This is a genomic window from Algoriphagus chordae (assembly GCF_003254055.1).
Taxonomy (GTDB): Bacteria; Bacteroidota; Bacteroidia; order Cytophagales; family Cyclobacteriaceae; genus Algoriphagus; species Algoriphagus chordae.
The window spans coordinates 146,252-166,370 of the sequence record NZ_QKZT01000001.1; the positions used below are offsets into that span (position 1 = coordinate 146,252).

The 20,119-nt window shown below is 38.4% G+C and carries 21 protein-coding genes; 6 read left to right on the forward strand and 15 right to left on the reverse strand.

Annotated elements, in window-relative coordinates:
• Positions 1–128 precede the first annotated feature (128 nt).
• The 14 genes from LV85_RS00650 to LV85_RS00715 all read right to left on the reverse strand — a co-directional run bounded on the left by LV85_RS00650 (position 129) and on the right by LV85_RS00715 (position 15,866).
• Complete coding sequence (locus LV85_RS00650; RefSeq protein ID WP_111316252.1) at positions 129–1,916, reverse strand: acyl-CoA dehydrogenase family protein; 1,788 nt, start codon at positions 1,914–1,916, stop codon at positions 129–131.
• Positions 1,917–2,051: 135 nt separating this feature from the next.
• A complete protein-coding gene (locus tag LV85_RS00655) occupies positions 2,052–3,227 on the reverse strand; it encodes a thiolase family protein (protein ID WP_111316253.1) in 1,176 nt (391 codons plus the stop codon).
• Positions 3,228–3,296: 69 nt separating this feature from the next.
• Complete coding sequence (locus LV85_RS00660; protein WP_111316254.1) at positions 3,297–3,650, reverse strand: four helix bundle protein; 354 nt, start codon at positions 3,648–3,650, stop codon at positions 3,297–3,299.
• A 64-nt stretch (positions 3,651–3,714) separates the two neighbouring features.
• On the reverse strand, positions 3,715–6,120 hold the full coding sequence (locus LV85_RS00665) for a 3-hydroxyacyl-CoA dehydrogenase/enoyl-CoA hydratase family protein (RefSeq protein ID WP_111316255.1): 2,406 nt from the start codon (positions 6,118–6,120) through the stop codon (positions 3,715–3,717).
• A gap of 45 nt (positions 6,121–6,165) precedes the next feature.
• A complete protein-coding gene (locus LV85_RS00670) occupies positions 6,166–6,636 on the reverse strand; it encodes a MarR family winged helix-turn-helix transcriptional regulator (protein WP_111316500.1) in 471 nt (156 codons plus the stop codon).
• A 163-nt stretch (positions 6,637–6,799) separates the two neighbouring features.
• Positions 6,800–8,548: an AMP-dependent synthetase/ligase gene (locus tag LV85_RS00675; protein ID WP_111316256.1), complete on the reverse strand. Its 1,749-nt coding sequence runs from the start codon at positions 8,546–8,548 to the stop codon at positions 6,800–6,802.
• Between the two features lie 463 nt (positions 8,549–9,011).
• Complete coding sequence (locus LV85_RS00680) at positions 9,012–10,610, reverse strand: Ig-like domain-containing domain (RefSeq protein ID WP_245942082.1); 1,599 nt, start codon at positions 10,608–10,610, stop codon at positions 9,012–9,014.
• Positions 10,611–10,681: 71 nt separating this feature from the next.
• A complete protein-coding gene (locus LV85_RS00685; RefSeq protein WP_111316258.1) occupies positions 10,682–11,578 on the reverse strand; it encodes a class I SAM-dependent methyltransferase in 897 nt (298 codons plus the stop codon).
• Between the two features lies 1 nt (position 11,579).
• Positions 11,580–13,445: a tRNA uridine-5-carboxymethylaminomethyl(34) synthesis enzyme MnmG gene (gene mnmG / locus LV85_RS00690; protein WP_111316259.1), complete on the reverse strand. Its 1,866-nt coding sequence runs from the start codon at positions 13,443–13,445 to the stop codon at positions 11,580–11,582.
• Between the two features lie 80 nt (positions 13,446–13,525).
• Positions 13,526–13,951, reverse strand: a complete 426-nt coding sequence (ybeY, locus tag LV85_RS00695) for an rRNA maturation RNase YbeY (protein WP_111316260.1) — start codon at positions 13,949–13,951, stop codon at positions 13,526–13,528.
• A 3-nt stretch (positions 13,952–13,954) separates the two neighbouring features.
• Positions 13,955–14,356, reverse strand: coding sequence for an ATP-binding protein (locus LV85_RS00700; protein WP_111316501.1), 402 nt, complete (start codon positions 14,354–14,356; stop codon positions 13,955–13,957).
• A gap of 34 nt (positions 14,357–14,390) precedes the next feature.
• Complete coding sequence (locus LV85_RS00705; RefSeq protein WP_111316261.1) at positions 14,391–15,152, reverse strand: exodeoxyribonuclease III; 762 nt, start codon at positions 15,150–15,152, stop codon at positions 14,391–14,393.
• A 3-nt stretch (positions 15,153–15,155) separates the two neighbouring features.
• Entirely contained in the window at positions 15,156–15,518 is a 363-nt protein-coding gene (locus LV85_RS00710; RefSeq protein WP_111316262.1) for a hypothetical protein, read from the reverse strand.
• Between the two features lie 6 nt (positions 15,519–15,524).
• Positions 15,525–15,866, reverse strand: a complete 342-nt coding sequence (locus LV85_RS00715; protein ID WP_111316263.1) for a carboxymuconolactone decarboxylase family protein — start codon at positions 15,864–15,866, stop codon at positions 15,525–15,527.
• Positions 15,867–15,947: 81 nt separating this feature from the next.
• On the opposite strand from LV85_RS00715, the gene LV85_RS00720 reads away from it, so the two are divergent.
• The 6 genes from LV85_RS00720 to LV85_RS00745 all read left to right on the forward strand — a co-directional run bounded on the left by LV85_RS00720 (position 15,948) and on the right by LV85_RS00745 (position 19,522).
• Positions 15,948–16,640 (forward strand): ComF family protein, encoded by a 693-nt coding sequence (locus LV85_RS00720; protein ID WP_111316264.1) that lies wholly within the window; start codon positions 15,948–15,950, stop codon positions 16,638–16,640.
• 5 nt (positions 16,641–16,645) lie between these two features.
• Positions 16,646–17,179, forward strand: a complete 534-nt coding sequence (locus LV85_RS00725) for a YfiT family bacillithiol transferase (RefSeq protein ID WP_111316265.1) — start codon at positions 16,646–16,648, stop codon at positions 17,177–17,179.
• Positions 17,180–17,238: 59 nt separating this feature from the next.
• Positions 17,239–17,997 carry an SDR family NAD(P)-dependent oxidoreductase gene (locus LV85_RS00730; RefSeq protein ID WP_111316266.1) on the forward strand — a complete coding sequence of 253 codons (759 nt, stop codon included), beginning with the start codon at positions 17,239–17,241 and terminating at the stop codon, positions 17,995–17,997.
• A gap of 30 nt (positions 17,998–18,027) precedes the next feature.
• Positions 18,028–18,621 (forward strand): hypothetical protein, encoded by a 594-nt coding sequence (locus LV85_RS00735; protein WP_111316267.1) that lies wholly within the window; start codon positions 18,028–18,030, stop codon positions 18,619–18,621.
• Positions 18,622–18,697: 76 nt separating this feature from the next.
• Positions 18,698–19,081: a PaaI family thioesterase gene (locus LV85_RS00740; RefSeq protein WP_158531115.1), complete on the forward strand. Its 384-nt coding sequence runs from the start codon at positions 18,698–18,700 to the stop codon at positions 19,079–19,081.
• A gap of 27 nt (positions 19,082–19,108) precedes the next feature.
• Positions 19,109–19,522, forward strand: a complete 414-nt coding sequence (locus tag LV85_RS00745; RefSeq protein WP_111316269.1) for a hypothetical protein — start codon at positions 19,109–19,111, stop codon at positions 19,520–19,522.
• Here the strand turns inward: LV85_RS00745 and LV85_RS00750 are convergent.
• Complete coding sequence (locus LV85_RS00750) at positions 19,519–20,052, reverse strand: RNA methyltransferase (RefSeq protein WP_111316270.1); 534 nt, start codon at positions 20,050–20,052, stop codon at positions 19,519–19,521. The two genes, LV85_RS00745 and LV85_RS00750, sit on opposite strands and share 4 nt — an antisense overlap.
• Positions 20,053–20,119 lie beyond the last annotated feature (67 nt).

The following is a 20,119-nucleotide window of genomic DNA, read 5'->3' on the forward strand; positions in this document are numbered from 1 at the left end:
ACCGAAAAGTAAGTAGGTAAATTAAGTTGTAACCTTCGGATTCCCCTTAGCCTTCTTTGTGGTAAAAATCAAAAAAAGCCTCCGAACTCTTTCATTTCGGAGGCTTTGGTACTCAATCTATCACAACATTAAAATGGATACTTTCCCTGATCAATCATATAATCAGCGATTTGTCTTCTCAACTCTTTTGTATTGTATAATTCTGATTTGGTAAATCTCTTCAATCCCATCAGCATCACTTTTTGCTCGTCGCCTTTGGTAAAACTACCAATTGCTTCTTTTGCAGAAACGTTGATCTTGTCAACTGCCTCCGAAAGATAAATCTGAGCCATCGCAATTTGATTCTTGCAAGCTTCTTTTCCTTTCATAGAAACAAGCTTCTCTGTACGCAAAATCGCTGACTCACTCGCGTAAATCTCAATCATCACATCAGCAAGATTCATCATGATTTCCTGCTCATCTTCGATCTTATCCTGAAGCGTCATGGCAGCTTTGCCACCTACCATCAAGAAAACCTTCTTCAATTTTTTCAGCACTTCTTTTTCCGCTGCAAAAAGCTCAGAGGTATCAATTGTTTCAAATGATGGCACAGAAATCAGTTCTTTGGATACCGCCATTGCAGGATCGAAGATATTGATCTCACCTTTCATCGCACGTTTCAATAGCATTCCAACCATCAGCATGCGATTGATTTCATTCGTGCCCTCATAGATTCTAGATATCCTGGCATCACGATAGGCACGCTCCATCGGCGCATCGGCTGAGTAGCCCATACCTCCGTAGATCTGAACTCCTTGATCAACTACGTAATCTAACACTTCAGAACACTGTACTTTTGCAATAGCACACTCGATAGCGAATGCTTCTACACCTTTCAGTTTGGCTTCTGTAGCATCCATTCCATCAGCTTCCAGTGCATTGATTTTATTTTCAATATCCTGACCAGCTCTGTAGCACAATGCCTCTGCAGCGTAAGATTTGGTTGCCATCTCAGCAAGTTTGGACTTGATCGCTCCAAAGCTGCTGATGCTTACACCAAATTGTTTACGCTCATTGGCATAATTAACAGCATATGAGGTTACGGTACGTACTCCACCAAGAACTCCAGCACCTAGTTTTACTCTACCGATGTTTAGGATATTAACGGCGATTTTGAATCCATTCTGCCGATCCGAAAGCATATTCTCCACTGGCACGGGGCAATCGTTAAAGAAAACCTGACGAGTAGATGAGCCTTTGATTCCCATCTTTTTCTCTTCCTCGTTCATAGTGATTCCGCCAAAAGACTTCTCTACGATAAAACAAGTCAAGTTTTTATCATCTTCGATTTTGGCAAAAACGATGAACAAATCTGCGAATCCTGCATTTGAGATCCACATTTTCTGACCATTCAAAAGGTAGGTTTTTCCATCTTCAGAAAGAGTCGCTTTCGTTTTCCCACTATTGGCATCCGATCCTGCATCTGGTTCAGTCAGACAATAACATGCCGCCCATTCACCAGTAGCAAGCTTTGGAAGGTATTTTTTCTTCTGGTCTTCTGTGCCATAGTACAAAATTGGAAGCGTACCAATACCTGTATGAGCACCATAGGTAGTAGAGAAAGAACCAGCAGCACCGATGATATCTGCGATGAGCATGGACGTATTGAAACTCATACCCATCCCTCCATATTCTTCAGGAACAGTGATTCCCAAAAGGCCAAGATCTCCGGCTTTTTTGAAAATGGTTGGAACAAGCTCAGGGTCTTTCATGCTATCAATTTCTTGCACATGAGGTGTAATCTCCGTATCGATAAAATCCTGACAGGCCTGAGCCATCATTCGTTGTTCTTCGGTAAATTCTGCTGGGATAAAGATGTCTTGAGCATCTGTTTCCTTGATGAGGAATTCTCCTCCTTGGGTTGATTTTGTGGCCATGATTCTATTGTTATTATCAGCTTATTTTCTTCATTATTCAAAATTCGACGTTCATCATTGGATCTTAAAATTTCAAGAATTCAGAATATCGAATGTCGAATGCTGAATTTTGAATGATGAAGTACGCCGAAATTCCTATTTAAGCAATTCATACACTCCCGCTACGCCCTGACCACCACCAACGCAGGCAGTGACAAGTCCATACTTTTTATTCTGGCGACGAAGCTCATTGAACATTTGAATGGAAAGTTTAGCACCAGTACATCCCAGCGGGTGACCAAGGGCTACTGCTCCACCATTTACGTTGACAATATCTGGATTCATTTCCAGTGCTTTCATAACTGATAGACCTTGCGCAGCAAATGCTTCATTCAGCTCTATCAAATCAATGTCATTCAAGGTTAATCCTGCCTGCTTCAGTGCTTTTGGGACGGCCAGTTTAGGGCCAATACCCATGATTCTAGGATCAACTCCAGCAGCACTGTAAGACATCATTCTAGCAATTGGATCTAGGTTCAGTTCCTTCACCATTCGCTCAGACATTACTACCACGAAAGCCGCTCCATCGGAAGTTTGGGATGAATTACCCGCAGTGACTTGTCCACCATTTTTGAATGCTGGTTTCAATTTTGACAGCACCTCCATTGTAGTTCCTGGACGAGGTCCCTCATCGGTATCAACTACATATTTTCTGGTTTTCTTTTTACCTTTTTCATCGAGATAAGTCTCTTCCACTTCTACTGGTACGATCTCATCTTTGAATTTTCCAGCCGCTATAGCAGCTATGGCTTTCTCATGAGATTTGACAGAAAAAGCATCTGATTCTTCTCGAGTGATGCCGTATTCCTTAGCCAATTCCTCAGCAGTCAATCCCATAGAGATGTAATAGGAAGGATGCTCGGTGGCTATTTTATAATTCAAAACTGTTTTGTAGCCCATCATCGGAACCATGGACATGGATTCTGTCCCACCAGCAATGATGCAATCCGCCATTCCAGCTTTCACTTTTCCTACTGCCAAAGCAATAGCTTCGATCCCCGAACCGCAGTAGCGATTCACTATAAATCCTGGGTTTTCAACTCCTAAAGCAAGGAGAGAAATCATTCTGCCCATTTGCATTCCTTGTTCCGCCTCCGGAACAGCATTTCCTACGATCAAGTCATCCACCATTTTGGCTTCCAAACCTGGGGTATTTGCTACCAAATGCTTGATCACATCTGCAGCTAGATCATCCGGGCGATAAAATCTAAAGCCACCTTTTTTGGCTTTCCCTACCGCTGATCTATATCCATTTACTATATATGCTTCCATTATTGTTATATTTTATTAGTTATTTGGGATGAAACGAGATCCTAGAATCAAGATATTAGAGTCAAGAGGTTAAGAAGTAAGCGTTGCTTTAAAGCCAACTATCATCCTTTGTATTTCAGAAATATCAGCTTCTAAATCCTGAGCAATTTCATTTGAAATGAGACTTACTCTTTCTGCAATGATCATTTGTGTTTCTAATTCAAAGCTTTCACCTAAACTGATTTCAAGTGAATTAGAAAAGGATTTTGAAGAAGATTTTGCTGTTCCTTCAGCAATATTTGAAGGAATAGAAACACCTGCTCTACGCATCTGAGAAGTCATTCCAAACTTCTCTGAAGCTGGAAATTCAGAAGTAATCTGATATATTTTAACTGCCAGATCTACTGACTTTTGCCAAACTTTTAAATTCTTAAAATTATGCATGACAATTAATTTTAGGTTAAATCTTGGTTCTTAAATCTTGTCTCTTGGTTCTTCATTCTTGCTACTAATTTCTCAACGGTTTTCCTTTGAACAATATGCTATGTATTCTCTCCAGCGTCTTCTGTTCACCAGTAAGACTTAGGAAAGCTTCTCTTTCCAAATCCAGTAGGTATCGCTCCGAAACTTCTGTAGGTGAAGACAAATCACCACCTGACATCACCCAAGCTAATTTTCTAGCAATCTTCGCATCATGCTCTGAGATGTAGGCACCATATTGCATTCCAGTAATTCCCGCATCAAAAAGTGCTAGCGACTCTTTACCCAATACTTTGATATTTGTCTGCTCTATTGGCTGAGTGTATCCAGCTTCATGCATGGAAAGCACCTTTGATTTTGCTTCCGCTAATTGACGCTTTCTATTCAGCGTGATTCCATCTGATTTTCTCAAGTAACCAAGATTTCTAGCTTCTTCAGCAGAAGTGGAAACCTTAGCCATGGCGATATTCATGAAGTATTCTTGCAGCTGATTCAGCTCTACATCCCCGGCGTTTACACTATTGGAAAATCTCAAGGTCATCTCCTTGGTACCACCACCAGCTGGTATCAAACCAACTCCAACTTCCACTAGTCCCATGTACAATTCCGCATGTGCCTGAACGTGATCAGAGTGGAGCGAAAGCTCACATCCGCCACCCAAAGCCATATTATGTGGAGCAACTACCACAGGAACTGATGAAAAACGAGCTCTCATCATCGTGTTCTGGAACTGTGCAATCATCAAATTAATCTCATCAAAATCCTGATCGCCTGCGAACATAAAGAGCATCGCAAGATTCGCTCCTGCGGAGAAATTCGCTCCTTCATTTCCGATCACGAGTCCTTTATGTGACTTCTCAGCCATACCGATCGCAGTATTGATTCCTTCGATCACTTCTTGACCCATGGAATTCATTTTGGTGTGGAATTCCAAGCCGATCACATCATCGCCTAGATCATAGACAGAGGCTCCAGCATTATCCCAGATTTTCTTTCCAGCAGCTTTCAGCGTATCCAAAATGATGAATTCTTCTAAGCCTGGAATCTCTAGGTAGGATTTGCTTGGGATATCGTAATAGTGCTTCTTACCATTTTCAACTTTGTAGAATGAATCATTTCCAGCTTCAAGCATCTCATAAACCCAAGCGGCAGGCTTCTCACCAGCTGCTTCCATTTTGTCCACGGTTTCTTTGACACCAAGTACATCCCAAGTCTCGAAAGGTCCAAGTTCCCAACCGAAACCAGCCGAAACAGCCTGATCGATTCTATATAACTCGTCTGAAATCTCAGGAATACGATTTGAACAGTATCTGAACAAATCATAAAAAGAAGCGCGGTAAAACTCACCAGCTCGATCATCAAAATTCACTAAGAATTTGATTCGCTTTCTTAGGTCTTCAAATTCCTTGGCAGCTTCTAAAGCCTTAAACTTCGGCTTCTCTACGTCCTTATATTCGAAAGTTTCAAAATCAATTTCCTTCAGCTCTTTTCTGCCATCTTCATGACGGATCATTTTGAAGTAACCCTGACCTGTCTTATCTCCAAACCATTTATTGTTATAAAGTACCTCGACAATTTTTGGAAGCTTAAATTTCTCCCGAGACTCGTCATTCGGTAAAGCTTTGTAAAGGTTATTCGCTACGTTCACAGTAGTATCCAAGCCAACCACATCCATTGTTCTGAACGTAGCTGATTTGGCTCTTCCTATTAATGTTCCTGTTAATTTATCTACTTCAGATACTCCAAAGCCCATTTTTTCTATGGCATGCATCGCAGAGATAATAGCGTAAACACCAATTCTATTGGCAATAAACGCTGGAGTATCCTTACAAAGCACGGTTTCTTTTCCTAGGAATTTATCACCGTATTCCATCATGAATTCCACGATCTCAGGCTTAGTTTTAGGCCCAGGAATTATCTCCAAAAGCCTCAAATATCTTGGCGGATTGAAAAAGTGCGTGCCTACAAAATTCTCCTGAAAATCTTCAGATCTTCCCTCGCACATCATGTGCATCGGAATTCCAGAAGTATTGGAAGTGATCAGCGTACCTGGCTTACGGTGGTTTTCTACCTTTTCAAAAAGCGACTGCTTGATGTCTAATCTTTCTACTATTACCTCAATTACCCAATCGTAATCTTTGATTTTCGGTAGATCATCATCGAAATTTCCAGTGGTAATTCTAGAGGCAAATGCTTTATCATAAATAGCTGAAGGATTTGACTTCAGTGTACTTTGTAGGGCACCTGTTACTATTCGGTTTCTGACTATAGGATCTTCCTTGGTCAGTCCTTTTTTCTGTTCTTGCTCTGTGAGTTCAAAAGGTACTATATCCAGTAAAAGTACCTGTACGCCTATATTGGCGAAATGACAGGCAATTCTGGATCCCATAACTCCCGAACCTAAAACGGCAACTTTTTTAATGGTTCTGTTCATAATTTTGGGCTTTTGGTCTTTATTAACCTAGTGGCGGTTATTGGTTTATAATTCGAATATTGGTTTGTTGATATCTACTCCTTTATCAGTTTGCACCTGATCGATTACCAACTGTATCTTTTCAAATACGCTAAAAAAGCCATTTAGATCTTCTTCACTCACAACTTCGCGTACTTGCTCGTTAAATTCTCTGATGGTATTGATTGAAATCGCTTTTATTCTTTTTCCTTCCTCAGTAAGGTAAATCCGAACGGATCGCTTATCTACCAGATCAGGCTTTTTGAAAATCAATCCCTTTTCCTCCATCGTCTTCAACATACGGGTAAGACTTCTAGTCTCCAGACCAATCTGAGGAGCAATCTTAGTCGCTGGCGTTCCCTCTTTAGTATTGATGTTGATCAACACAAAGCCAATTGCAGTGGTAAATCCTTCTGCAGCGGCTTGCTGATTGTACATCCGAGAGATCGCATGCCAAGCACTTTTTATATGGTAATCAACTGTTTCTTCTCTCTTCATCTCTACGGATTGCTTCAATTATATTGATTTCTAAGGTACAAAAAATATTGTATGCATGCATACTATATTGAAAAAAAGTTATGCATGCATCATAAATAATACCTAGAAGGTACCTTCCAAAAACCAATGAGTAGGTGATTTGTAGTTGCGAGCTGAACTTGATCTAATCTTTGTAAAGATTATCTATCTGCTCCGCAAATTTCTGATGAATGATTTTTCTCTTCAATTTCATCGTAGGAGTTAATTCCCCTGATTCTATCGTCCAAGAGTTTTCCAAAAGTTTAAAACGTTTGATTTGCTCCCATTTTCCAAAAAACTTATTCAATCCTTCAATTTCTCGATTGAATTTATCTACTATCTCAGGTTTCTCGATCATTTCAGCATCTGATGTATAAGGAATTCCCTTATGCTGACAATAATCTTTCAAACCTTCGAAACTCGGTACAATTACCGCACTCGTATAATTCCTATTTTCTCCGACCACTAAAAGCTGATCGATTAAGCTTGACTCTTTGAATTTATTTTCCATTACCTGAGGTGCGATGTATTTGCCGCCAGAAGTTTTGAACATCTCCTTTTTTCGATCTGTGATTTTAAGGTACTCGCCGTCCATCTGTCCGATGTCACCTGTGTGGAACCAGCCATTTTGAAGTACCTCTGCGGTCAGTTCGGGTTGCTTGTAATAACCTTGCATAACATTAGGTCCTTTGACGAGGATTTCGCCATCTGAAGCAATTTTCACTTCCACATCTGCAACTAATTTCCCTACATATCCAATACGCATATCTTCTAAGGTGCAAATTGAGGCTGAAACTACCGGAGAAGTCTCCGTAAGCCCATATCCCTCACAAACTTTAATCCCTGCAGCCCAAAATACCCGAGCCAATCGTGGCTGTAAAGCTGATGCACCAGAGTTAATCTGCTGCACTTCTCCTCCCAGCGCTTCTCTCCATTTACTGAAAATAAGTTTATTGGCTAATTTGAGTTGAAAATCGTACCAAGCTCCCGCACTTGTATTAGGATTATATTTCAATCCTAGATCCAAAGCCCAAAAGAAAAGAGATTTTTTTATTCCTTTCAATTCGTAACCCTTTGCCACAATTTTATCATAGATCTTCTCAAGCAATCTAGGAACAGTATTGAATGCATGAGGCTTGACCTCCTTCATGTTCTCACCAATGGTATCCATATTCTCCGCATAGTAAATCGAGAATCCTATGTAGAAAAAGCAGAAAAATCCTGTGCGTTCATAAATATGACAAAGCGGAAGAAAACTTAAAACCCTAGAGCTGCCTTGATCAGGAGTCATTATATTAGCAATAGCCATAAGGTTTGAAAGCACATTAGCATGGGTAAGCATGACCCCTTTTGGGCGACCTGTGGTACCAGAAGTGTATATAATGGTAAATAGATCGCTGGCTTTAACCTGTTCTTTAGCATACTCTAAGCCCAGAATATCTTCATTGACGCCTATTGCTAGAAAATCTTCCCAAAAGATTGCACCTTTTAATTTTTCAAAACTGTAGATCAATCGATCTCCTGCAGCAGCTTTTGCTTTCTCATGGATTATTTCATCACCCACAAAAATCATTTTGACTTCTGCATGCTCAAAAATATATTCGTAATCAGCAGAAGTGATCGTTGGATACATAGGAACCGAAATAGCTCCAATCTGCTGTAAGGCTAAATCTATAAAATTCCATTCTGGGCAATTATGCGAAATGATTGCAACTTTCTCTCCAGGTAAAACTCCGACTTTGAGAAATGCCAAACTCAAATTATCTGCGATTTCTTTTACATCTCTAGAAGAAAAGGATTTCCATTTTCCATTCTCTTTTTTGGACAAAGCTATTTCCTTGTCGAACGTAGCAATTTGGTAAGGAATTAAATCAAAAAGTCTGGTCGGCTCCATGAGGTTCTATTTTGGGTTACCTATAATATTACCAAAATACCAGAGCATTACAAAGAGTTATCCACGCTCTCTTTTTATATTAATTGTAAAATAGATTTTTAAAAAAATTCTTTACTAAGGTTATTAGGACTGTGGATTTGTGGAAAAGAAGTCAAATTATTCTTCTCCACGTTTCTAATAAACAATAATATGTGTTACCCACGGCTTATCCCCGTTTTATCCACATGTAAGTTATTGTAAATGATCAGCCTAATTGATTTGCTTGATTTCTGTGGATGAAGGCTTGTTTATTTACTGTTGGAAATTTCTCTGTGGACAGAATGACTTTGAGTGGTGGATAAACCTGGGCTTTTCCCCAAAATTGATGCTCGGAGGAAAAGGGCGATGAGGGTAGGTGTATAAGTGTGGAGTTATCATTGCCTATTCTGTTTTTATCCACAGGTTATTTGGTACTTATCCACGTCTAATTTTGAATACTTTTCTGACCAGTTTTTGGACTAGATGTGATTATTAGGTCTTCTAAAGTCCAACCTCCTCTTATCGAAATATTCTTATTTCCTGTTTCTGGATCTATGTAATAAAAGATTCGTTCTGCGTATCTTTTTTCTTCGTAATTGGCAGGATCCCATCGGTGATTACCATTGGTATCCTCTATGATTCTTATTTGATAGGTTCCTGCTTCAATTAAATTGAATGAAAAATTATTTCCAGAATCAAAGTAAGCTTCTTGTTTTAAGTCCCCCTTGCTATCTAAAAGCTGTACGATGAATGGTCCTTCAGCATTTGCAATGGTTCCGGTGATAGCATCGGCTAATGTTTCTCGCTTGAGCTTTTTATAATTTGCAGAAAGTTTTTCTTCGTTGTATTGTCCTTCTATATCTATGAAGGTAGAATCAGCTGCTTTTACTGTGAAAATATCAAAAGGCAATGAATCAGCTACGCTAAGCTTGATATTAAGTATATCCCTTCTCAAAGAGTCTTTGAAGCTTAGCATTTCTGGTGTAATAGGAATTACTGAAGCTGTATCATAAGCTAGGTAGAGCGAATCGAAATTGATGCTTTTAAGAGGCTTATTGAAGGTTAATTCTACAGGTAGGTCTTGGTAAAAGCTTTTTCCTGAATTTGGCATAATAGTTAGCTTTTCTGGTCTTCTTTCTGACTCCTCAAATTTTGCCCAGATTAATGAATCAACTTGGTATCCTACCGAATCTTGTAATTGAATATTGAAAGCCAAACTGTCTTCAATAGGCTTTTCTGAGTATAGATTGATTCTTTTGTCTGTCAGGCTATAGAATATATCCTTACCAACCTGCTCATTTTCTAAGGTGATTTTGATAGGACTTTTGTTCAAAACTATGGAGTAGTGTGCTCCGGTAGGTGAAGATCTCAGTAATCTAATCGGGTTTTGATCTCCTTTTGAAAGGTTGAAATGAATACCTTCAATGTTTTGATTGATACTGATGGTGTCTTTGATAAAATCAAAAGCTTCGGACTTGTATTCTGCCTTTAAGCTGTTGTTATCGTCTTGCCAAGCATAAGCCAAGTATTGACCCGCTTTGATATTGGTAATATTAAATCTGCCAGCTGTATCCACCTGGGTCAAATAATAAGGAGGTGCTATAAATACATCTGTGGTATCATCTATAGGATATAATCCTACTATGGCATCTTCCAGCTTGTCATTTCTACCTGGAAAATAGTTATTGACTGATCCCGAGAATGTCAGGCTGTCGATGGTTTGTCCTGTGGAAAATACCAGTTTCAAATTTTCAGCTGGATTTCCTTCGGATAGATCTTGAATCGATTTTTGAAAGTTGAAAACGTAGGTTGTACTATCCTCTAGTTCCTGATTTAGTTCTATTACAAGTGTGTTTTTTAAAGCTGTGATGATTACCTCATCTTTGTTTATTCTAGGGGTGATGAGGATATTCTTGTTTGCATTATCAAGTTTGATGTATTCATCGAACGTGATAATAATTTCCTCTGGCTTGGTGTTTAGACTTTGGTTTTCAGGATTCATGTCCAAAACTATTGGAGGATCCTCATCTCTTGGACCTCCCATTGGTGCGCTTTGTTTAGCACATGAAAAAGCTAGTAAGCTTATTACTAAAAGTATGATTAGATTATTTTGTTTCACTTCTTTTTGAAAACGAATAAGTTACTAGAATAATTTCCTGCAGATTTTGATGCTTCTTTATTTGACTTTTTTCCTGATAAAATGGCTTTCCAATATTTTTGAATAATTGACTGCTGTGGGTTTTTGTATCCTTCCGAAAGTAAAGAAACGTAGTAGCTGTCGAAATTCATTGGCATCTTCTCCACTAGCTGTAAATCAAAAATCTCTGTGAAGCTTTCTATTGCGTGATGATTAAAATGATAAAGATGTCTTGGTACATCCCAGCCCGCCCAAGTTGTACCATATTTTTCAGCATCGTAACAATCTGGATTTGGAACTGCTATAAATATATAACCGTCTGATTTTAAGTGGTTTATGAGTTTTTTTATAGTTTTTCTTAAGGTATGTATATGTTCTAATACATGATATAGGCTAATGATGTCATATGAGCCTTTGGGTAGATCCTGTATTGTTTCATATACCTTTCCATCCAATTTGCTATTCGCTAAATTCCTTGCCTTTTCATTTGGTTCTATACCAGTTACTATCCAATCCTCTTCCTTTGCTTTGCATAAAAGCTCTGCTGTCCCGCAGCCGTAATCTAGGTATTTTCCCTTAAGAGGTTTGAGCTTATTTAGCTGCTTTACTTTTTGAGAAATAGCATATTTTCTAACTCCCTGATAGACAAATTGAGTTAGATTTTTTGCCTTATCATCATGGGAGAAATATTCGGGGAAATCATAATATGGAGCAATACTTTCTTCAGTTGGTCTGGGATTGGTAAACTTCAGACCACAGTTGGTACAGTTGCATATAATGAAAGTCTCCTGACTTACAGCAAAATCTTTTATCTCTTGAGAATTGAGGAAAAGCCCGCTTTTGCAAAGTGGACATTTAGTAAGTCTTTCGAGCATTTTATCTTCCAAGGTATACAGTGATTATAGATAAGTCTGCAGGTGTAACTCCAGATATTCTTGAAGCTTGGCCCATAGTCTCAGGTCTTATTTTCGTCAGCTTTTGTTTTCCTTCTGAAGAAAGTGCTGGAATGGCTAAGTAGTCAAATTTCACAGGAATCTTAAAGTTTTCCATACCACTTAACTTATCTACCATTTGCTGCTCCTTTTCTATATAACTATCGTATTTGATTTGTATTTCCGCTTGTTCTAGAACTTCAGCTGGATATTTGGATAAATACTCGTTTATTTCAGGATTGAAGGTTTTTAGAAGCTGAAGACCAATTTGAGGTCTTTTTAGGAGTTTCTCAGCTGTAATTTTTTCCTTGATAGCTGCTGTACCAGAATTTTCCAGTCCTTTATTTATACTTTCAGGAGAAAATTTCTTTTGCTTTAGATCATTGATAAGTTTAGCCGTTTCTTCCTTTTTAGTATTCATTTTGGCTAAGCGTTCGTCTGTAGCCAAACCTATATCAAATCCTTGCTGAGTCAGTCTTAAATCTGCATTATCTTGACGGAGTAATAGTCTGAATTCAGCTCTGGAGGTAAACATTCTATAGGGCTCCTCTGTGCCTTTATTGATCAAATCGTCAATTAAAACACCTATGTATGCGTCTGATCTTTTGAGTAAGAATGGATCTTTTTCTTGTGCTTTTAGACTTGCGTTGATTCCTGCTATTAAACCTTGACATGCTGCCTCTTCATATCCTGTTGTCCCATTGATTTGCCCGGCGAAATATAGGTTTTCTATCAATTGCGTCTCTAATGTGAGTTTCAATTGAGTTGGTGGGAAATAATCGTATTCTATAGCGTATCCAGGACGAAACATCTTCGCGTTTTCAAAACCTGTTATTTTCCGGATAGCTTTATACTGTACATCTTCTGGAAGTGATGTAGAAAAGCCATTGATATACATTTCTACTGTATTCCATCCTTCTGGTTCTACGAATATTTGATGTCTATCTCTTTCCGCAAAACGATTGATTTTATCTTCTATCGATGGACAATATCTTGGACCTAGGCCTTGTATTCTTCCATTGAACATAGGAGATCTATCGAATCCTTCTTCAAGTGTGGAGTGTACATCCTTATTAGTATAAGTAATCCAACATGTTCTTTGTTCTTTTAGGGGAGTCGTTTGGTCAGAATAGCTAAATTTTTCAGGGTTTTCATCTCCGTGTTGGACTTCCATTTTGGAATAGTCCAAACTTCTTCCATCCACTCTCGGTGGCGTCCCAGTCTTCATTCTACCGGACTCGAAGCCTAATTCAACCAGTTGTTCAGTAATTCCTCTTGCAGCAGCCTCTCCTGTTCTTCCTCCTCCAAATTGCTTTTCTCCAATATGGATTAAACCATTTAGGAAGGTTCCATTGGTTAATACCACTGATTTGGCTTGTATTTCTAATCCAATGCTTGTTCTTACTCCTTTAATATCTCCATTTTTCACTACTAAGCCAGTGATCATTTCCTGCCAAAAATCTACGTTTGGAGTTTGTTCGAGTGCTAATCTCCATTCCTCAGCGAATTTCATTCTATCATTTTGTGATCGTGGAGACCACATTGCAGGACCTTTTGACCTGTTTAGCATCCTAAACTGGATCATAGATTTGTCAGCAATTATTCCTGACAATCCTCCTAAAGCATCTATTTCTCTCACAATTTGCCCTTTTGCCACACCACCCATTGCTGGATTACAAGACATCTGAGCAATTGTATTCATATTCATAGTGCATAGCAATACTTTGGAGCCCATACTGGCTGCTGCATGCGCAGCTTCACAACCTGCGTGCCCTGCTCCTACTACTATAACATCATATATTGGAAACATTGTATTCTTTTTTGTTTACTGTTTCACGTGGAACATCTAGAGATTATTCTGCTACTCGAGAACTGTTTCACGTGGAACGTTTAAATCTTTTCGAATAAATTGATAGCAAATTCTTCTTTTGACCTCATTAGATTTGCTTCGGCTTTGGATTTATCCTTAAATCCTAGCAAGTGAAATAGACCGTGGCTTATAACTCTGCTTAGTTCTTTTTCTAGTGCTACTTTTTCTATTTCTGCGTTTTCTTTTACCCGATCTATACTAATGAATATATCCCCTTCTATTATCCCATCTTCTACAGAATTATCAAACGTGATAATATCTGTATAGTCATCGTGATCCAAATATTCTACATTAATGCTGTGTAGGTATTCGTCAGAACAGAAAATGTAATTGAGTTCGGAAATGGAGTGTTTTTCACTTTCTGCGATTTGTTTAAGCCAAGCTTTTCTTTTTCTCTTTTCTTTTAAGGAAAAGGAAACTTCTTCTGTAAAGAAATTAGTAGCCATGGCTTAATTCATGTAAAAGGATAACACCGTCTTGGTTCCGTTCTCTTCAAACTTTACATCATCAGAAAGATGTTTGATAAGGAAAATACCTCTTCCTCCGGTTTTTTCAATGTTTTCCGGTGCCGTAGGGTCTTTCAATTCATTGTAATCAAAACCAGCTCCTTCATCTTGAATAGTGAATAGCAGCAATTCTTCTTCAAGTGCTAATTCTAAATGAACAAGTTTATTTTTGTCACCTTGATTTCCATGAATAATTGCATTACTAATACATTCAGTTACAGAAATCATAATGTTACCATAGATATCATCATTGATCTCAAAGTTTTCACGAGCATTGTCGATGAAACTTTCAATTATTTTTATGTTCTCGATAAGAGAAGGAATAGAAATTTTTATGGTTTTCATCATAATAGTATTCAATGAGTAGTATCTACTAATTTTATTCGACTTCGATTAGAATTGGACAGTGATCAGAATGTTTTGCATCTGCTAAGATTATTGAGCTTTTGAGACGATCTTCCATTGGATTAGTTACCATATGATAATCTATTCTCCATCCCAGATTTTTTGGTCTTGAATTAGCTCTATAGCTCCACCAGGTATAATTATGTGGTTGGTCGTTGAACTTTCTGAAACTATCCACAAATCCTGTTTCTGTGAATTTATCCATCCATGCTCTTTCTTCCGGTAAGAATCCTGAAGTATTCTTATTAGATTTTGGATTATGAATATCTATTGCCTTGTGACAAATGTTGTAATCTCCACTTAGAATGAAATTAGGGTTATCCTTTTTCAAATCTTGAGTGTAACCGTATATATCGTCTAGGAATTCGTATTTGAAGGTTTGTCTAATGTCTCCAGTTGTGCCAGAAGGAAAATAGGCAGTTAGATAAGAAAAATCTTCAAAATCAAGTTGAAGTAATCTTCCTTCATCATCATATTTTGAGTATTCCATACCATACCTAACTGATTTTGGTTTTATTTTAGTTAGAATAGCTACCCCACTATATCCTTTTTTTACTGCTGGATACCAATATATTTCGTAACCTAAATCTTCAAAAATAGTAGCATCTATTTGATCAATATTCGCCTTAACTTCTTGTAAACCAATGACATCTGGGTTAACTAATTTAAGCCATTCTATAAAACCTTTATTCATTGCGGCACGAATGCCATTCACGTTGTACGATACTATTTTCACAATTTATTCGATTACTATTTCGTATTCCTTTTCAAAATATTCTAACACCTGTATTTTTAGTAATTTCTCCTGGTCTAATAGATCAAAATGTGGTAGCTCTTTGGTTAGTTTCCAATGTGGCCATCCGTCTTGATCAACATGATCAAGCTCATAAAATCCATCATAGCTCAAAACTTTACAGACTGCTATATGCATCAAGTCTTGCTTCTGCTCCTTACTAAATATCTTATTGCCTTGTCCAAGTTCTTGAACACCAATAAGAAAGAGTACGCCATTTAAGTCCGCAGGTTTTTTTCCTATGGTTTCTTTGAGGCCTTCTAATAATTTTGCCCAACGTTTTTCTAATTCCAGATCGCGCTTAAACATTATAAATTATTGATTATCAAGAAGTTCCCAGTATTCAGCCGCCCTTCTTAGGTGAGGTATTACTATAGTCCCTCCTATTAAGGTCGCAATGGAGAATACTTCAAATATTTGTGCTTTAGTCAATCCGACCTCATGGCATTTTCCTAAATGATACTTTACACAATCGTCACATCGTAACACCATAGAACAAGCTAGCCCAATCATTTCTTTGGACTTGGTATCTATTGATCCTTCTGCAAATGCGTTGGTATCTAGATTAAATATACGTTTGAGCACTTTATTGTCTTGAGCCAAGATCTTATCGTTCATTTGGCCTCTGTACTCGTTGAATTCCTCTATGAGATTCATTAACTTAACTGTTTAGGAAAGAATTAAGTAGCAAATATACCACTATTTGCCCTTGGCAGATAGGAACAAGCCTTTTTCCCAATGCGTTTATTTTTTGTAAAAGATTTTTTGGATTTGGTGTTTCCACGCAATTGTTTGCTCTGTGGGACTTCTCTCTATGACTATGAGAATAATCTCTGTACAATTTGCAAAGGATCACTTCCTGTAACTAGTTATCATTTGAGGCCAATGGATAATGATTTAGGTGATAAAGTAAAGGGTCTCAGTACTGTGGGAATGGTGATGTCTTATTTGAAATTCACTAAAGGCGGAAAAAGTCAAAAGCTTCTTCATCAGTTGAAGTATAGAAATAAGCCTCAGTTGGCTCATGAATTAGGATCCTTATACGGTAAAATCTTAAATGATCATGGCTTTGGGACTCAATGGGATATCATTGTTCCTGTGCCATTGCATCCTCTGAAACAGAGCCGCAGAGGATATAATCAAAGTGAACAATTTGGGCTTGGGCTGAGTGTAAGTCTTTCAGTGAAGCTGGAAAATAGCCTAGTTCGTGGAAAATTTACAGAGACACAAACTCAAAAATCTCGACTAGAGCGAATGTATAATGTAGATGATGTATTTGAGCTTGCCCCTCGAAATTCTATCACTAATAAATCTATTCTCCTCGTAGATGATGTAATGACTACTGGCGCTACTTTATGTGCCTGTGCGAATGTACTATTGGCTAATGGAGCAAATAATGTAGATTTGGTTACCATCGCAGCAGGAGGATAGAAAATATGATCGATATAGAATTACTAAAATACCCAATTGGAAAGTTTTTGAAGCCGGAGACTATTTCTGAACAAAACTTCAAAGAGGCTACTGCTTATTTACGAGTATTTCCACAATATTTGGAGGACAGTATTAGTGAATTTACAGAAGAGCAGTTTAATACTCCTTATCGTCCTGGAGGATGGACTGTGAAAGAACTAGTCCATCATTTAGCAGATAGTCATATGAATGCTCTGATACGCTTCAAACTGGCCCTCACGGAGGATAACCCCACCATCAAGCCTTATGACGAAGCTTCTTGGGCAAAAATGCCTGATTATATCTTACCGATTGAGACATCCCTAGCTTTGATAGCGGGAATTCATTTGAAATGGGCTGTGATACTTGAAAATATGAGTCCTACAAATTTTCAGAAGTGCTATTTCCATCCAGAATCTCAGACCTCTGTTCCTTTATCTGAGGTGACACTCATGTATCAGTGGCATTCACAACATCATTTGGCACATATTCAGCATTTGATGATTCGGGAAAAGTGGTGAGTATTATCCTTCTTATGGAAAACCTAAGGAAATATTGATTTTAGCCAGTATTTTCATGCATGAATATTTCCCTCAAAAATCAACGAATTCTTGTTACTGGAGCCTCTCGGGGCATTGGTAGAGCTATCGCAAAGCAACTCTCAGATTCCGGTGCTGAAGTGATTATTCATTTTAATAAGAATGCTGCCGAGGCAGAAAAACTCAAAAGTGAATTGATGAATCCAGCATTTGTTGAATCCTGTGATCTTTCAGATGTTAAGCAAGTGGTTGGATTTATTCCAAAATTGGTAGAAAAATATGGCCCGATCTCAGGCTTGGTAAATAATGCCGGAATCGCTAAATCTGCTTCTGATGATTTGCCAACAGAGGAATGGTTGAAAATCTGGCAAGAAACTGTACAAGTAAATACCACTTCACTTGCTATTCTTTGTAAGGAATTTGTGGAGCATGCTAAAAGCAATCAAAACGGGAGAATTGTTAACATCTCTTCTCGTGCTGCTTTCCGTGGAGATACAAGTGATTACATCGCCTATGCAGCCTCCAAAGGCGCTATTGTAAGCCTTACACGGTCGATTGCGAGACAGTACGGTAAACAAGGGATAAAGTCATTCTTGATCGCTCCTGGTTTTACTCGCACTGATATGGCAGATGAAATTCTGTCTGAATACGGTGAGGACTTTGCCCTAAATGATATCGCATTGAATGAACTGACAAAGCCTGAAGATATCGCTCCTATGGTGACGCTACTTTGCTCTGGACTAGCTGATCATGCGACAGGTGCTAGCATCGATATCAATGCAGGTTCGTATGTACATTGAGCCCAACTTGGATCTTTAAGCAAAATCCTCATGCCACAAAGGCAAAAGTCAGACGAAATCTTTACACCAGAACTCATCAAAATCATAAAGATTTTTGGTTTGATATCGGTAGGGCTGGTGATAGTGCTTTCATTTTTCAACACTAAGCGAGCTAATAATTCTGGTGAGGATCTCACTTTCCGGATGACTTCCTCCTCTCGTCTTTATTTTTTGAATGTAAAAGCTATCAAGTATGATATAGAGAGACGCTCAGATGCTGGGATGACTTTGTTTCGTCATGGGAAAAGAGAAGTTTCTGAAACCAATCCAAGTATAGACCTGGTTATAATCCTCAATACTGTAAAAGACGAAGCCTATTTGTATATAGAACCTGTCAACTTGGATTGGCCGCTAGAAATCTCTGCATCAAAGGATGGTAAGAAAGAAATATTTTCGTTTCAAAATGGCAATAATTCAGAATTGCTTTCTTATGCGAGACAGCTAGAGCCTTGGGTAAATAAGGATGCTAGTTTTGAGATTAGGAAAGACTCAATCTGGATACCTATTTGGACAGAGCCTAAAGAAAAAGCAGCCCTACAAACTATATTTGAAGACTATTTTAGATTGATAAATGAACGAGAATAATACCATGGAAAAACCGAACCAACCTTTAGATCAATTCAAGACGTTAATTGGGCAAAAACTAAATAAAATGCCCTCTATGGCTGGAAACTGGCTTGGAGGTACACTCCTGGAAATCGAGAAAGGGTCTATTAAAGTATCCTATACTGTAACTCCGGCAATGTCTAATCCTGCACGTATTCTGCACGGTGGTGTAGCCTCATTGATGATGGATGACGTGATCGGCATGGCAAACTTTGTGGCGGGCTCTGAATATCTGATGACCAGTATCAATTTGAATGTGGATTTTTTGTCTGCCGCACAGGTTGGAGAGAAATTAGAAGTATCTGCAAAATTAGTTCGCTCAGGTTCAAACCTAAATCATTGGGAATCCGTCATTATTAAAGATTCAGGTAAACTAGTAGCAAAAGCTAGCTCCAATATGATTAAAACACATATTAAGCTGAGTGAACTTGGGTTTTAATATTTTTCACAATCTAATTTCACACAAATGAAAAAAACTCTACTGATTGCCTGTTTTGGCCTATTTTCCCTAACTGCCTTTTCACAAACTACCATCACCTTTCATCAGAGCAACCTCCCTTTTATAGGTGTAAATTACCAATTTGGTGAGCGTTTTATTCCAGAATTTAGAGTTGGAACGGATAATTATTTTGAAGATTTGTCAGTAGAGCTTGTAGCCAATTATATTTTCAAGAAAACTGATCGTTTTGAATTCTATGGTGGAGCAGGTCCAAGAATTGGGAATTTTGCAGGTATTGCAATACCAGTAGGCTTGAATATTTATCCTTTTGAGCAAAAAGATTTTGGTTTTCAAATTGAGGGAGCACCGATAATTGGGTTTGATGATGATTCGATTTTCCGCGGTTCTTTTGGTCTTCGCTACAGATTTAATAAAAACTAAAACTGCTCCAATTTAACCATCAGGTCCCAAACTGCTATTCCTAGCGAAACAGAAATATTCAAGGAGTGTTTGGTGCCCAATTGCGGGATTTCCAAGACTGCATCACAGGCATTGAGCACTTCTTCTTCTACCCCAAAAACCTCATTTCCGAATACCAGAGCATATTTTTTACCTTTTTCAGGAGTAAAATCATTCAGCATCACAGAGCGATCTACTTGCTCCAACCCACAGATTTGATAGCCCTCAGCTTTCAGTTTCTCCATTGCCAGCATAGTATTCAGACAATATTCCCAGGCTACAGATTCGGTAGCACCCAAAGCTGTTTTCTGAATATCTCGGTGAGGAGGTGTACCAGTAATTCCGCAGAGGTAAATTTTTTCCACTCCAAAAGCATCTCCTGTTCGAAATGCAGAACCCACATTATTTAGGCTTCGAACATTGTCCAGAACGAGTACGATCGGCGATTTATCCATTTCTTTAAACTCCTCTACAGAGACTCTTTCGAGTTCTTCCATGCTTAATTTTTTCATCCTTTTTTGTTCTGCTTTATGAATGGCTTATTTTCGGGCATATTCCCTTCGAATATCCCTCCCAAAA

Excerpts from the sequence above, each read along its gene's own strand:
- LV85_RS00750 (WP_111316270.1), bottom strand. The coding sequence starts at position 20,052 with ATGAAAAAATTAAGCATGGAAGAACTCGAAAGAGTCTCTGTAGAGGAG.
- LV85_RS00700 (WP_111316501.1), bottom strand. The coding sequence starts at position 14,356 with ATGAAAACCATAAAAATTTCTATTCCTTCTCTTATCGAGAACATAAAA.
- LV85_RS00650 (WP_111316252.1), bottom strand. The coding sequence starts at position 1,916 with ATGGCCACAAAATCAACCCAAGGAGGAGAATTCCTCATCAAGGAAACA.
- LV85_RS00745 (WP_111316269.1), top strand. The coding sequence starts at position 19,109 with ATGAAAAAAACTCTACTGATTGCCTGTTTTGGCCTATTTTCCCTAACT.
- LV85_RS00710 (WP_111316262.1), bottom strand. The coding sequence starts at position 15,518 with ATGTTTAAGCGCGATCTGGAATTAGAAAAACGTTGGGCAAAATTATTA.
- ybeY (WP_111316260.1), bottom strand. The coding sequence starts at position 13,951 with ATGGCTACTAATTTCTTTACAGAAGAAGTTTCCTTTTCCTTAAAAGAA.
- LV85_RS00675 (WP_111316256.1), bottom strand. The coding sequence starts at position 8,548 with ATGGAGCCGACCAGACTTTTTGATTTAATTCCTTACCAAATTGCTACG.
- LV85_RS00735 (WP_111316267.1), top strand. The coding sequence starts at position 18,028 with ATGCCACAAAGGCAAAAGTCAGACGAAATCTTTACACCAGAACTCATC.
- LV85_RS00670 (WP_111316500.1), bottom strand. The coding sequence starts at position 6,636 with ATGAAGAGAGAAGAAACAGTTGATTACCATATAAAAAGTGCTTGGCAT.
- LV85_RS00680 (WP_245942082.1), bottom strand. The coding sequence starts at position 10,610 with ATGGGAGGTCCAAGAGATGAGGATCCTCCAATAGTTTTGGACATGAAT.
- LV85_RS00720 (WP_111316264.1), top strand. The coding sequence starts at position 15,948 with ATGCGTTTATTTTTTGTAAAAGATTTTTTGGATTTGGTGTTTCCACGC.
- LV85_RS00655 (WP_111316253.1), bottom strand. The coding sequence starts at position 3,227 with ATGGAAGCATATATAGTAAATGGATATAGATCAGCGGTAGGGAAAGCC.
- LV85_RS00730 (WP_111316266.1), top strand. The coding sequence starts at position 17,239 with ATGAATATTTCCCTCAAAAATCAACGAATTCTTGTTACTGGAGCCTCT.
- LV85_RS00715 (WP_111316263.1), bottom strand. The coding sequence starts at position 15,866 with ATGAATCTCATAGAGGAATTCAACGAGTACAGAGGCCAAATGAACGAT.
- LV85_RS00685 (WP_111316258.1), bottom strand. The coding sequence starts at position 11,578 with ATGCTCGAAAGACTTACTAAATGTCCACTTTGCAAAAGCGGGCTTTTC.
- LV85_RS00660 (WP_111316254.1), bottom strand. The coding sequence starts at position 3,650 with ATGCATAATTTTAAGAATTTAAAAGTTTGGCAAAAGTCAGTAGATCTG.
- LV85_RS00725 (WP_111316265.1), top strand. The coding sequence starts at position 16,646 with ATGATCGATATAGAATTACTAAAATACCCAATTGGAAAGTTTTTGAAG.
- LV85_RS00665 (WP_111316255.1), bottom strand. The coding sequence starts at position 6,120 with ATGAACAGAACCATTAAAAAAGTTGCCGTTTTAGGTTCGGGAGTTATG.
- mnmG (WP_111316259.1), bottom strand. The coding sequence starts at position 13,445 with ATGTTTCCAATATATGATGTTATAGTAGTAGGAGCAGGGCACGCAGGT.
- LV85_RS00740 (WP_158531115.1), top strand. The coding sequence starts at position 18,698 with ATGGCTGGAAACTGGCTTGGAGGTACACTCCTGGAAATCGAGAAAGGG.